General features: G+C 43.1%; 13 protein-coding genes and 2 pseudogenes. 13 read left to right on the forward strand and 2 right to left on the reverse strand.

Annotation, left to right across the window (positions count from 1 at the left end):
* The first annotated feature begins 53 nt into the window (after positions 1–53).
* From JCM10519_RS00930 to pepT, 3 genes are all read left to right on the forward strand, one after another.
* On the forward strand, positions 54–1,073 hold the full coding sequence (locus JCM10519_RS00930) for a hypothetical protein (protein ID WP_054737693.1): 1,020 nt from the start codon (positions 54–56) through the stop codon (positions 1,071–1,073).
* The gene (locus JCM10519_RS00935) at positions 1,063–1,395 is read left to right on the forward strand and encodes a hypothetical protein (protein ID WP_054737694.1); all 333 of its coding nucleotides are present in this window, start codon (positions 1,063–1,065) and stop codon (positions 1,393–1,395) included. Before JCM10519_RS00930 ends, JCM10519_RS00935 begins: the two co-directional genes overlap by 11 nt.
* 205 nt (positions 1,396–1,600) lie before the next feature.
* Positions 1,601–2,815: a peptidase T gene (gene pepT / locus JCM10519_RS00945; RefSeq protein ID WP_054737696.1), complete on the forward strand. Its 1,215-nt coding sequence runs from the start codon at positions 1,601–1,603 to the stop codon at positions 2,813–2,815.
* A gap of 140 nt (positions 2,816–2,955) precedes the next feature.
* Here pepT and JCM10519_RS00950 read toward each other — a convergent pair whose 3' ends face one another.
* Positions 2,956–3,420 carry a hypothetical protein gene (locus JCM10519_RS00950; protein ID WP_054737697.1) on the reverse strand — a complete coding sequence of 155 codons (465 nt, stop codon included), beginning with the start codon at positions 3,418–3,420 and terminating at the stop codon, positions 2,956–2,958.
* Entirely contained in the window at positions 3,420–3,626 is a 207-nt protein-coding gene (locus tag JCM10519_RS00955; protein ID WP_054737698.1) for a helix-turn-helix domain-containing protein, read from the reverse strand. Before JCM10519_RS00955 ends, JCM10519_RS00950 begins: the two co-directional genes overlap by 1 nt.
* A gap of 1,334 nt (positions 3,627–4,960) precedes the next feature.
* Between JCM10519_RS00955 and JCM10519_RS00965 the strand changes: the two are divergent.
* The 10 genes and pseudogenes from JCM10519_RS00965 (at position 4,961) to rpmA (ending at position 13,155) form a co-directional block, all read left to right on the forward strand.
* Positions 4,961–6,822: pseudogene (locus tag JCM10519_RS00965) on the forward strand (TIGR03960 family B12-binding radical SAM protein).
* Entirely contained in the window at positions 6,812–7,522 is a 711-nt protein-coding gene (locus JCM10519_RS00970) for a TIGR03936 family radical SAM-associated protein (protein ID WP_054737699.1), read from the forward strand. Before JCM10519_RS00965 ends, JCM10519_RS00970 begins: the two are co-directional and overlap by 11 nt.
* 181 nt (positions 7,523–7,703) lie before the next feature.
* A pseudogene (locus tag JCM10519_RS00975) lies at positions 7,704–8,717 on the forward strand (ribonuclease E/G).
* Positions 8,714–9,514, forward strand: a complete 801-nt coding sequence (locus tag JCM10519_RS24895) for an NAD-binding protein (protein ID WP_347842715.1) — start codon at positions 8,714–8,716, stop codon at positions 9,512–9,514. The pseudogene JCM10519_RS00975 and the gene JCM10519_RS24895 overlap by 4 nt, the downstream one beginning before the upstream one ends.
* Complete coding sequence (locus JCM10519_RS24900; protein ID WP_347842716.1) at positions 9,451–9,897, forward strand: NAD-binding protein; 447 nt, start codon at positions 9,451–9,453, stop codon at positions 9,895–9,897. Before JCM10519_RS24895 ends, JCM10519_RS24900 begins: the two co-directional genes overlap by 64 nt.
* Positions 9,873–10,067, forward strand: coding sequence for a TrkA C-terminal domain-containing protein (locus JCM10519_RS24905; RefSeq protein WP_347842717.1), 195 nt, complete (start codon positions 9,873–9,875; stop codon positions 10,065–10,067). Before JCM10519_RS24900 ends, JCM10519_RS24905 begins: the two co-directional genes overlap by 25 nt.
* A gap of 78 nt (positions 10,068–10,145) precedes the next feature.
* On the forward strand, positions 10,146–11,528 hold the full coding sequence (locus JCM10519_RS00985) for a TrkH family potassium uptake protein (RefSeq protein WP_347842718.1): 1,383 nt from the start codon (positions 10,146–10,148) through the stop codon (positions 11,526–11,528).
* A gap of 683 nt (positions 11,529–12,211) precedes the next feature.
* Positions 12,212–12,520 (forward strand): 50S ribosomal protein L21, encoded by a 309-nt coding sequence (rplU, locus tag JCM10519_RS00990; protein ID WP_025233053.1) that lies wholly within the window; start codon positions 12,212–12,214, stop codon positions 12,518–12,520.
* A 2-nt stretch (positions 12,521–12,522) separates the two neighbouring features.
* Positions 12,523–12,861 carry a ribosomal-processing cysteine protease Prp gene (locus tag JCM10519_RS00995; RefSeq protein WP_054737701.1) on the forward strand — a complete coding sequence of 113 codons (339 nt, stop codon included), beginning with the start codon at positions 12,523–12,525 and terminating at the stop codon, positions 12,859–12,861.
* Between the two features lie 3 nt (positions 12,862–12,864).
* Positions 12,865–13,155, forward strand: a complete 291-nt coding sequence (rpmA, locus tag JCM10519_RS01000) for a 50S ribosomal protein L27 (RefSeq protein WP_013272669.1) — start codon at positions 12,865–12,867, stop codon at positions 13,153–13,155.
* Positions 13,156–13,251 lie beyond the last annotated feature (96 nt).

The raw sequence follows: 13,251 nt of genomic DNA on the forward strand, positions 1-13,251 counted from the left end.
CCTTATTGTTCCATGGTATAATAAAATAATTGAAATTATGGGAGGATATGGGAATGAAAGAACAGATGTCCGGCAGGATGAAAAGGATGACACGGATTTACAGCTGGGTGATGCCGGTCATTTTCCTGTATATCACTGCCGTTTCTTTTTTGGGGGCCGGAATGGGAATGAAGCTTTTAGGCAATACAAAACCTGATGTGGAACCCATAGAGTTTCATGTATATGATGGGGCAGATATTTACAGCAGGTTAAATGCCCAGATGATGACCCGGGAATTTGCGGCAGATTTTAAGGAAACAAATCATTATTACTTTGCTTATGATGAAAACCTTCTTCCCTATATTGTACAGGTCCATGGAGACTTGTCTGAGGAATATTTAAAGATTCAATCCTACTTGTACGATGAATCCGAGGAAGCGCCGGAGCCGGTGACATTTTATGGCATGTCATCGCCTATAAAGGATGATATCAGAGAGTATGCCATAGAAAGTTATAATGGCATGTGGGGAGAGGAACTTGTAACAGAGGATAATTTTTCGGATTATTTTGGAGAATACTATTTGGATACCACCAGAAAACCGGCCTCCAATGCTTCTGGAATGATTTCAACTGTTTTTTCCTTTGGATTTATAGCTGCCCTGGCAGGAACCCTGATTTTGGCAGGAAGTCTTAACAGCCAGAGATTTAAGAGAAGCCGGGCCACATTAAAGGCATGGCCGGCAGAAAAGCTGCTTGCATTAGACAGACAGCTTAATGAGGCTCTTACCACTTCTTATGAAAAGGAACAGCTTTATCTGACCAATGAATATATCATTGCCAATGCAGAGGGCTTTGATATCATCCCATACGAGGCCATTGAGCGGATTTACGATACTTCCTCTACAATAGGAAAAAGGCTTATGGCTGAAACAAAGGATCAAAGATACCATACCCTTGCTCTGGAAAAAGGAAAGGGACAAAAGAATAAGGAAGCGTTCCAGGAACTCATCAGTCAGGTGAAAAGGAAGGCTGCGGTTAAAAAAGAAGAATTTCCAGATCGTTTTTTTAACTGGGGAATATCACATGAGCTCTGAAAATATGGATTCGGAAGCAGTCCTTCAGGTATCCGCTGCTCTGGAGGAGAAGCCGTCTAATCTGCTTTTGGGCGTGATCGGCGCACTGTTTGCATCTCTTTTGGGAGTAGGACTGTGGGTACTCATCGGTCAGGTGGGATTTGTTGCCGGAATAGCCGGATTTGTTATGCTGAAGCTTGCTTTGGGCGGTTACCAGAAGCTTGGCGGTTCACTGGACAAAAAAAGGGGCCGTTATATGTCTTATCATAACAGCCGGTATGATCACTGGGGCAAATCTATTGGATTATGTAGTATCCATGACAAGGGCATACTTCCAATATGAAGCCAGTTTTGAAACTCTGGCCTATGTCTTTTCAAATTTTGGAACACTGATGTCTGATATGGATATGTGGAGAGGATTTTTCATTGATCTTGCCGTTGGTTATGGCTTGTCCATATGGTCCATGGCAGGCGCTATAAAAGCCATTTTAAGTATGGAAAAATAAAATATAGAAAAAGAGGCGGTTTTATTATGTCACAAGTGTTAGATAATTTTTTTAAAGTATATATCCTTTGACACCCAGTCTAAAGAGGATATGGAGGCAGTTCCAAGTACGGAAAAGCAGCGGGTATTAGCCATGGAACTGGTTTCCCAGCTTAAGGCCATGAAAGCGGAAAATGTCACGGTGGATGAGCACAGCTACGTTTATGCCACCATACCAGCCACCACAGATAAGGCTGTCCCGGTACTTGGTTTTATTGCCCACATGGACACAGCCCCAGCCTATTCCGGGGAATGTGTAAAGCCGCAGATCGTTAAAGACTATGACGGCGGCGATATTCTGATGAATAAAGAGACCGGCCTGATCATGAAAACCAGTGATTTTCCGGATCTTTTAAAGTATAAGGGACAGGACATTATTACAACAGACGGCACCACCCTGCTGGGGGCGGATGACAAGGCCGGAGTTGCTGAGATCATGGCTATGGCGGAGCATCTCTTATCCCATCCGGAGATACCTCATGGAACAATCCGAATTGGCTTTACACCGGATGAAGAGGTTGGAAGAGGCGCTGATTTCTTTGATGTAAAGGGCTTTGGTGCAGATGTGGCCTATACCGTAGACGGCGGCGGATTAGGAGAATTAGAATATGAAAATTTCAATGCTGCTTCTGCAAGAGTCATTGTCCATGGCTCCAGCATACATCCGGGATCTTCCAAAGGAAGAATGAGAAATGCCCTGCTGATGGCCATGGAGTTTCATAACATGCTTCCTTCCGCTGAAAACCCCATGTATACAGAAGGATATGAGGGATTTTACCATTTGGATTCCATGTTCGGAACGGTAGAGGAAGCCCGTATGGATTATATTATCCGGGATCACAGCAAAGAGAGATTTGAAGAGAAAAAGGCATTTATGGAGAGAGTGGCGGAATATCTCAACAGCCGCTATCTGGCTGGAACCATAGACCTTACATTAAAAGACAGTTACTTTAACATGAAGGAAAAAATCCAACCTCACATGTACCTGATCGACATTGCAAAGGCTTCTATGGAGGATATAGGAATAGAGCCTATGGTAACGCCTATCCGCGGTGGTACGGATGGAGCCCGCTTGTCTTATGAGGGCCTTCCCTGTCCAAACCTGTGCACAGGTGGCTATAACTTCCACGGTAAGTTTGAATTCATCCCGGTTCAGTCCATGGAAAAGGTAGTGGAGCTTCTTCTTAAGATCGTGGAGAAATTTGGGGAAAGAGAATAAAGAGCCAAATGGCATATTAAGTATGATGGTTTATTATTCGCAGCTGCATGAAAAAAAGCAAACAAAAGCCGATAACCAGGTTATTTTCAACAGGTTATCGGCTTTTTCTCTGTATTGCAGCAATAAATTTCAATGTAATGCTATCTGCGGTATTCCAAACACCATTTAATACAATAAAAAACTGTGGATACAACAAGCAATATTGTCAGCAGCAGTACGCTGACAAAATATATACTGATATTTTCATGGGTAAATAGTGCGAAAAATTTAACGCCTCCAATTATCGCTATAATAACAATCAAACCACCTACCAATATTTTATATGATGTTTTCACTGCTTCGGATACGATTACTTTTTCTCGTTCATCTGAAAATGACAGTTCGGAATTATCTTTTTTGTTCCATTTGAGTTTTTTTCCAGTAATATAATAAACAACGGGATATATAATCAGGTAAATAACCAGTAGTATGGGATAGATTGTAAAAGTTCCCCGAAACCCGGTGGTTTCAATCTGGTAAATTTCTGAAAAAGGAAACAAAAAAGTCAGGCCAAACAGTAGAAATAATATTATGTTACCAACACTTATAAATATAGTTTTTTTCATTAGATATTCTCCTTCTTAAATATTTGTTCAATCGGTGCTTCCAGCACCTCAGATATCCGCATAGCCAAAAGCAGAGAGGGTACATAACTGCCTTTTTCCAAAGAAATAATGGTTTGTCTGGTGACTCCAACGAGTTCAGCCAGTTTTCCCTGTGATATATCCTTTTGCGTTCGTAGATCTTTTACGGTATTAGATAATGTTTCCATAGTCTCCTCCTTTCAGCTATAGTATAGTTGATTTTACATGTAAAGTCAACTATACATATGAAAAAAAATAAAAAAGAGGTGATTTATCATCAATTGCAGCTTTACAATTGATTCCATATTCTATACCGACTTTTGTGATGGCAGAAGACGAGATTGAGATTGGAATGGGGAGTGCCGGTTATTATGGGCAAAGAAATAAAATATAGCTGACAGGAGAGCATAAATGACAATATTTCTGCCTTGAACTTTTCGCTATGCCGAAGGGGTCAGGGCAGAATTTTTTTGAGGAAAATGCCCCGGCCAATCCCACTGGTGACAACCACCCTTGTACTTACTGCGGGAATGTACTATAATGTTAGAAGTCCATGGGCATCAAGCAGTAGGGAGATATTAGCATATGAGAAATGAATCAAAAATAAAGTTTACTGACCACATCGGATTTCACATGCTTTTGGCAGCAACAGGCGGACTTATGGATGCGTATTCTTATGTTGAAAGAGGCAATGTATTTGCCACGGGCCAGACCGGGAATTTTGTGTTGGTTGCAATCCGGTTTCTCTCAAAGAATTATAAAGGAATGGGTGAGGCATGTGTGCCGATCGGAGCATTCTGGATAGGCATTTTCCTTGCGAGACATTTTTATTATAAAATTTATAATGAGAAACACACCAATTGGATATCAGGTATTTTATTTCTGGAAATTGCCGTATTATTTTTGGTCGGCTTTATCCCCAATACCCTGCGCATCTGTTTGCCAATACGGCAGTATCATTTGCCGCAGCGGTTCAATTTTGTACTTTTCGAAACTTTGGAGGGAATGCCACCTACGCGCCGGTCTTTTGTACGGGTAATATGCGTTCCTGTGCGGAAATGTATTACGAAGGCTTTGTCAGAAATAACAGAAGGTGCCGGAAAAGGGCATATCATTACACTGGAATCCTGTCAGCGTTTTTTGTCGGAGCACTTTTGGGAGCAGGGTTGTCTGTATGGCTGGGAGAAAAAGCGATTTGGATGGCTTGCCTGCTGTTATTTGTATCATGGAAAACAGTTGACGTACAAAAGAAAGGCCAAAAAGCAAGGCAGCCTCTGCTTTTGTAAACGGCGGGATCCCGGGAACGTAAAAAAAAGACCCCATGGATCACTGCCTTTTTCTGTGCTCACTGGTTTTTTCCGTGTCTGGGGGTTCCCACAGGTAATTTAGGAGTTGATTAATCACCGAAAGTATCCTATAATTATGCAAAGTATCATCATGTAATGATTTGCTGGAAAAAAATAAAGAGACTGCAATTCTACTAAAAAGATTCATAAACTGCAAATAATAAAAAGGAATGACCATGAGAAAACTAGCATTAAGCGATGAGATTTTATTAAGTATTGAAAAACCGGCCCGCTATATCGGCGGCGAGGTAAATATGGTAAAAAAAGGACTTGTCTGCCGTGGACATCCGCTTTGCCATGTGTTTCCCTGATGTTTATGAGATCGGGATGTCCCACCTGGGAATGCAGATTTTATATGATATGTTTAACCGCAGAGAGGATATTTACTGTGAACGCATCTTTTCACCCTGGACGGATTTAGACCAGATCATGAGGGAGCAGAATATTCCTCTTTTTGCTTTGGAATCCCAGGACCCTGTTAAGAAATTTGATTTTATCGGAATCACCCTCCAATATGAAATGTGCTATACAAACATCCTGCAGGTTCTTGATTTGGGACAAATCCCCCTTCACTGGGCGGACCGGACAGAGGAAGATCCCATTATCATAGGAGGCGGACCATGTGCATACAATCCTGAGCCTTTGGCGGAGTTCTTTGACATGTTCTACATCGGCGAAGGGGAAACCGTTTATTTTGAGCTTATGGACCGTTATAAGGAAAATAAGAAAAACGGAGGAAGCCGCCGGGAATTTCTGGAGATGGTCTCGGAGATTGATGGCATCTATGTTCCGGCTTTTTATGATGTGACCTATAAAGAGGATGGCACCATAGAGAGCATGAAGCCTAACAATCCTCATGCAAAGGAAAAAAATAACAAAGCAGCTGGTTGTTACCATGGATGAGGCTTATTATATTGAAAAGCCGGTGGTTCCTTTTATCAAGGTGACCCAGGACAGGGTGGTCCTGGAAGTCATGAGGGGCTGCATCAGGGGCTGCCGTTTCTGTCAGGCCGGCAATGTTTACCGTCCTTTAAGGGAACACAGCCTGGAATATTTAAAGGATTATGCCTGTAAGCTGTTAAAGAGCACCGGGCATGAGGAAATTTCCCTAAGCTCTTTAAGCTCCAGTGATTACAGCCATTTAGAGGGAATTGTGAATTTCCTCATTGATGAATTTAAGGACAAGGGGGTCAATATTTCCCTGCCTTCCCTTCGTATCGACGCTTTTTCCCTTGATGTCATGAGCAAGGTCCAGGATATCAGAAAGAGCAGCTTAACCTTTGCCCCTGAGGCTGGTTCCCAAAGGCTTCGTGATGTAATTAACAAGGGGCTGACAGAAGAGATCATCTTAAAAGGAGCGGGAGAAGCCTTCCAGGGCGGCTGGAACCGGGTAAAGCTTTACTTTATGCTGGGACTTCCTACTGAAACCGTAGAGGATATGGAAGGGATTGCAGAGCTGTCGGAAAAGGTGGCAGAGGTCTACTATGAGATTCCAAAGGACCAGAGAAACGGAAAAGTCCAGGTAGTAGCAAGCTCCTCCTTCTTTGTTCCAAAGCCTTTCACACCGTTCCAGTGGGCGAGGATGTGCACAAAAGAGGAATTCTTAGAGAGAGCCTATATTGTTAAAGACAAATTTAAAAAGATGCTGAATCAGAAGAGCTTAAAATACAATTATCATGAAGCTGATTTGACGGTCCTGGAAGGCGTTTTGGCCCGCGGGGACAGAAAAATCTCCGCTCTGATTGAAGAAGTCTATAAAAACGGTGCTATTTATGATTCCTGGTCAGAACATTTTAAAAATGATATCTGGATGAAGGCATTTGAAACCTGCGGCTTAGATGCGGATTTCTATACGGTCAGAGAAAGAGGCTTAGAAGAAGTGTTCCCCTGGGACTTTATTGATGCAGGTGTGTCAAAAGAGTTTTTAAAGAGAGAATGGCAGAATGCCATCAATGAGAAAGTCACCCCCAACTGCAGGGAGAGATGTTCAGGCTGCGGGGCTATGGATTTCAAGGGAGGTGTCTGCTATGAAGCTTAGAATCAAATTTTCCAAGCAAGGTCCAGTCAAATTTGTGGGTCATCTGGATATCATGCGTTATTTCCAGAAGTCCATGAGAAGGGCTGGCATTGATATCAAATACAGCGAAGGCTTCAGCCCCCATCAGGTCATGTCTTTTGCAGCACCTTTAGGAGTGGGGCTTACCAGCAATGGAGAATACATGGACATTGAAGTTCATTCCATGGAAGATTGCAAAACCATGATGAACCAGTTAAATGAAGTAATGGCAGAGGGAATCCGGATCACGGAATGCCATATGCTTGATGAACGGGCGAAGAACGCCATGTCACTGGTTGCTGCAGCGGACTATACCCTGACGTTCCGGGAAGGAAAGCAGCCAGAAGATCTGGATTCATTTTTAAAGGGCCTTTCGGAGTTTGTGGAGCAGGATCATATCCTCATTACCAAAAAGACGAAAAAAGGCGAAAAAGAAGTGGACTTAAAAGATTTTATCTATGAACTCTCGGTCCAGGGAGAGGCCATCTTCATGAAGGTGTCTGCCGGAAGCGCAGATAATTTAAAGCCTGAGCTGGTGATGGAGGCTTATTATCAGTGGCTGGGACAGACCTGCCCGGAGTTTGCCTTCCAGATCCAGAGAGAAGAGGTCTACGGCAACACGGGAGATGAGGAACATAGAATACTTGTGCCTTTAGGGCTTATAGGAGAATCCCTTGAATAAGTTAATCATAACAAGATGGAACGGCTCGGTCATCACCCTTTTTCAGTCAGGAAAAGAAACGGTTCAGGTGGACATTGAGCCGGAGGAAAACCAGTCCGTTTTGGGCAACATCTATATCGGAAAAGTTAATCACATCGTTAAAAACATCAATGCTGCTTTTGTAGATATGGGAGGGGGACAGATGGGATATTTAAGCCTGTCTGACGCCAGCATCCATTTCGCAGACCAGAGGCCCTTTGACGGAAGACTGCGCCAGGGTGATGAAATCATCGTTCAAGTAGAACGGGATGCAGTGAAGACAAAGGCTCCGGTTCTCACCGGAAACTTAAATTTCACCGGCCGCTATTTCGTCCTGACCTCTGGAAAGAAGCAGATTGGCTTTTCGACTAAGATTACGGACCAGGCATGGAAACAGGATATGAAGCCATTTCTGGAATCAAGGAAAGAAGAAGACTTCGGCATAATTGTCCGCACCAATGCCTATAAGGTTCCAAAAGAGGAACTGGAATCGGAACTGATCCAGTTAAAGGAATCTTTTAAGATGATGCTGGACAATGCAAAACACAGAACCTGTTACAGCCTTCTTTACAGCTCGGCTCCTTCCTACTTAACTGGCTTAAGGGACAGCCTTAAGTCTTCCCTGGAAGCAGTCATTACTGATGAACCGGATATTTACCAGGCTGTAAAAGAATATCTTACCCAGTTCCAGCCGGAAGACTTAGGACTTCTTACATGGTATGAGGACAGTCTGCTTCCCTTAAGAAAGCTTTACCGGATAGAAAAGACCATGGAAGAGGCCTTGGGGAAAAGGGTCTGGCTGAAATCAGGAGGTTACCTGGTCATCGAACCTACAGAAGCCTGGTAGTCATTGATGTAAATACAGGAAAGTATTCCGGGAAAAAAAGAACTCAGGGAAACCATCAAAAAGGTTAACTTAGAGGCTGCCGAGGAAATCGGGCATCAGCTGCGTCTCAGGAATTTATCTGGTATCATTATTATTGATTTTATTGATATGGAAGCAGAAGAAGACAGGCGAATCCTTATGGAACGTCTGGAGGGGATTTTATCCAAAGATCCGGTCAAGACGACTGTTGTTGAAATGACAAAATTAAACCTGGTGGAAGTGACCAGAAAAAAAATACGAAAGCCTCTTTATGAGCAGGCAATGCAGATGAAGGAGAAGGTTTCATTATGAAGATCATTATAGTGGGTTGCGGTAAGGTGGGAGTGACCCTGGCAGAGCAGTTAAATAACGAGCATCACGATATTATGCTCATTGATAAAAACGCCGATGTCATTAACTCTGTTACAGAGAGAATAGACGTTATGGGCGTCGTGGGAAATGGGGCGGTTTATAAAGTACAGATGGAGGCAGGAATTCAGGAGACAGATCTTTTGATTGCCACAACCAATTCCGACGAGCTGAATATGCTTTGCTGCATGATTGCAAAAAAAGCAGGAGACTGCCATACCATTGCCAGGATCCGTAATCCGGAATATCACTCTGAAATCAACTATATCAGGGAGGAACTGGGACTTTCCTTGGCCATTAACCCGGAGATGGCTGCGGCTATGGAAATCTCCAGGCTGCTGCGTTTTCCATCTGCAATCAAAATTGATACCTTTGCCAAGGGCAGGATTGAGATCTTAAAATTCCGTGTACCTGATCACTCCATCCTTCATAACATGAAGGTGCGGGAGGTCCTGACCGCGCTTCACTGCAATGTGCTGATCTGTGCTATTGAGCACGGCAGCGAAGTCATCATACCAAGCGGTGAATCCGTTATGGCGGCAGGAGATAAGATATCCTTTATCGCCTCCCCTGCGGAAGCCAACGAATTCTTCAAGCAGGTAGGGATTGATAACAATACAATTCGAACAGCAATGCTGGTAGCGGCGGAAAGATTACATATTACGTTGCCAAATTATTGGAAAACACAAAGATTAACGTTAAGATTCTGGAGCAGAATATGGAACGCTGCAATGAGCTGAGCGAGCTTCTGCCAAGGGCCATGGTCATTCATGGGGATGCCTCCAATCAGGAGCTGCTTCTTCAGGAAGGAATCGGACAGATCGATGCTTTTGCTTCTCTTACGGGCTTTGACGAAGAAAACATCATGCTTTCACTTTACGCAGCAAGCCAGTCCAAGGCAAAGCTTATTACTAAGGTGAACCGGATCGCATTTGAAAATGTCATTGATTCCATGAATTTAGGCAGTGTGATTTATCCCAAGCTCATTACCGCTGAAACCATTCTCCAGTATGTCCGTGCCATGCAGAATTCTATGGGAAGCAATGTAGAAACCCTTTATAAAATTGTGGCGGACAGGGCGGAAGCTTGGAATTCCGTGTGGCAAATGAGTCAAGTATCGTAGGGATACCACTTGAAACGCTTGAGCTTAAAAATAACCTGCTTGTAGCCTTTATCAACCGGAATGGGCGTTTTATCAGTCCCCGTGGAAAGGACACCCTGGAAGAAGGCGACCGGGTAATCGTGGTCACCACGGTGACCGGGCTCAATGATTTGAAGGACATACTAAGGTAGGAAAAGGCGAAAAGGCTATGAATAAAAAAAGTTATCATTTATCTGATGGGCTGGATTTTAAATATTGAGGCAGCTTTTATGTTGCTGCCGTGTATCACAGCATTGATTTATAAGGAAACCGGCGGTTATTGGTTTCTGGCAGTTATGGCGGTCTGCGGAAGCATCGGGTTTATTTTTACCCGCAAAAAGCCTGAAAACATGGTTTTCTTTGCAAAAGAAGGTTTTGTTACCGTTGCACTAAGCTGGATCGTATTAAGCTTTTTTGGGGCAATGCCCTTTTATTTAAGTGGGGAAATCCCCAGGTTTGAAGACGCCATGTTTGAGGTTATTTCCGGCTTTACCACAACAGGCTCCAGTGTTTTGCCGGATGTGGAATCTCTTTCCCATTGTATGATCATGTGGAGGAGCTTTACCCACTGGATTGGTGGCATGGGGGTTCTGGTATTTATTTTATCCATCCTTCCTCTTGCCGGCGGTTATAATATGTACATTATGAAGGCGGAAAGCCCCGGCCCTTCCGTAGGAAAACTGGTGCCCAAGGTGCGGACGACTGCTAAAATCCTTTATACGATCTATTTATTTATGACAGTGCTGCAAGTCATCCTTCTGCTGATAGGAGGTATGCCCCTTTTTGACTCACTGGCAATCAGCTTTGGTACAGCCGGTACAGGCGGATTTGGTATTAAGAATAGCAGCATGGCTTTTTATGACAGCTATTATCTGCAGGGAGTTGTTACCGTATTTATGATCTTATTTGGTATCAACTTTAATGTGTATCACCTGCTTTTAACCCGCCATCCAAAGGATGCTTTCCGCTGTGAGGAAGCCAGGGCATATCTGGGAATCATTGCGGTGTCTGTTCTGTTTATTACATTAAACATCCGCGGCAGCTTTGGAAGCCTGTTTTCCGCTTTTCATCATGCGGCCTTCCAGGTGGCTTCGATTATCACCACAACAGGTTATTCCACCGTTGACTTTGATTTATGGCCGGAATTTTCAAAAGGGATCCTGGTTGCTCTCATGTTTATCGGTGCCTGCGCAGGAAGTACGGGCGGAGGCTTTAAGGTATCACGAGTCGTTATCCTTTTAAAGGCTGTTAAAAAGGAACTGGCATCCATGATCCATCCCAGAAGCGTGAAGATCATAAAGCTGGAGGGAAAGCCCGTTGAACATAATGTGCTCCGGTCCATCAATACATTTTTAGGTGCTTATATCGTGATTTTTACAGTTTCCGTTCTGCTGGTCAGTCTGGATAACTTTGATTTCACCACCAATTTCACCGCTGTAGCAGCAACCTTTAATAACATCGGGCCAGGACTGGCAGGAGCCGGTCCTCTCCAGAACTTCTCCCATTTTTCTGCTTTGTCCAAATATGTTATGATGTTTGACATGCTGGCGGGGCGTTTGGAGGTATTCCCAATGCTATTGATTTTTGCACCGTCTACATGGAAAAATAACTAATAAAGGAAAAGGCCGCAGATTTTTAAAGCTCTGCGGCCTTGGTTCGTAGATAGAAAAATGAAATGTTACTGGGTTTCCTTTGTGCATTTTTCCGGAAGACTGGTGTTTCCGTTATGGTTGCCGCAGTAAACCCCTTTCTTTATTGGCGCGAATAAAAAGCCCAGGACGCAGCCCAATAAAAGTGCCGATACGATTGATAATCGTTTTTCAGCTAAACTCCATTCTCTGTTAAAAAAAGATTCTCATAGTTTAATCTCCTTTCATTTGCTTATGAAAATTTTTAGGTTCATAACTGTTCTTATAATAAAAATGATCATGATGATAATATACAGAATCATGGCGGCCATGGCACCGGAAGGATGGCAGCACAGTAGGCCAAATGTTTCTTTTGCTGACAACATGTCCATGACAAAAGCTGGTAAATATATGATTATAAATACCAGGCTGTTTTTATTCGTATCCCCTTGTTTTATCCTACGGCTTCTATTATACTAGGTGTCAGAAAGAAATACAAGAAAAAGCCAGGCTGCAGGCGGGAAAGCTGATTATTTTTATTTAAAAGATATTGACAGAACAGTTAGGGAATGATATATTAGTACAGTATGCCGCACAATGAGGTTTATAAGTTTCTGGATTTTTCTGGAACACCACAGTTGGCGAGTAATGATAATAGGAGGTGCCATATGTACGCGATTATTGCAACAGGTGGAAAGCAGTACAAAGTAGCGGAAGGCGATATCATTAAAGTAGAAAAGCTTGGTGTTGACGCTGGCGAAGCTGTCACATTTGACCAGGTACTTGTTGTAAACAATGGTGAATTAGCTGTTGGCTGCCCGACCGTAGCAGGTGCTACCGTAACAGGTACAGTTGTAAAGGAAGGCAAAGCTAAGAAAGTTATTGTTTACAAGTATAAGAGAAAATCCGGATACCATAAGAAAAATGGTCACAGACAGTCTTATACTCAGGTTAAGATCGAAAAGATCAATGCTTAATTATGATAAGAGTAACCGTAATGGTTGATTCAGAACAGCATTATGCAGGAATTCAGATGTTGGGACATGCCGGTTTAGCTGATGATCATCAGGAAGGGCAGGAACTTGTCTGTGCTGCGGTGTCAGCGCTTACATTTAACATGGCCAACAGCGTGGAACAGTTTACAGAAGATTCCTTTGAAGTGGATCAGGAGGAAAAGACAGGTGCTTTTCAATTCCGTTTTACTTCAGATATAAGTTCAGGATCACAACTCCTCATGAATTCTTTGGTATTGGGATTACAGGATATTGAAGAAGAATATGGAGAACCATATATTAAAATCCGATTTAAGGAGGTGTAAGTAATGTTAAGAATGAACCTTCAATTTTTCGCTCATAAAAAGGGTGTTGGTTCTACCAAGAACGGTAGAGATTCCGAGTCTAAGAGATTAGGCGCTAAGAGAGCTGATGGTCAGTTCGTATTAGCTGGCAATATTCTGTACAGACAGCGCGGAACTCACATTCATCCAGGCATCAACGTAGGCCGTGGCGGTGATGATACATTATTCGCTTTAGTGGATGGCGTTGTAAGATTTGAGAGAAAAGGCAGAGACAAAAAGCAGGTTTCTGTTTATCCAAAAGCAATTAACGAATAATTGGACCGGCTTCATACCTTAAACGTATGGAGCCGTTTTTTTAAGATACAGGAACTGCCTGGCTGCCTGTATTCAAAAATTCGCTGCTCATGCTCA

Source organism: Clostridium sp. NkU-1 (assembly GCA_001312405.1).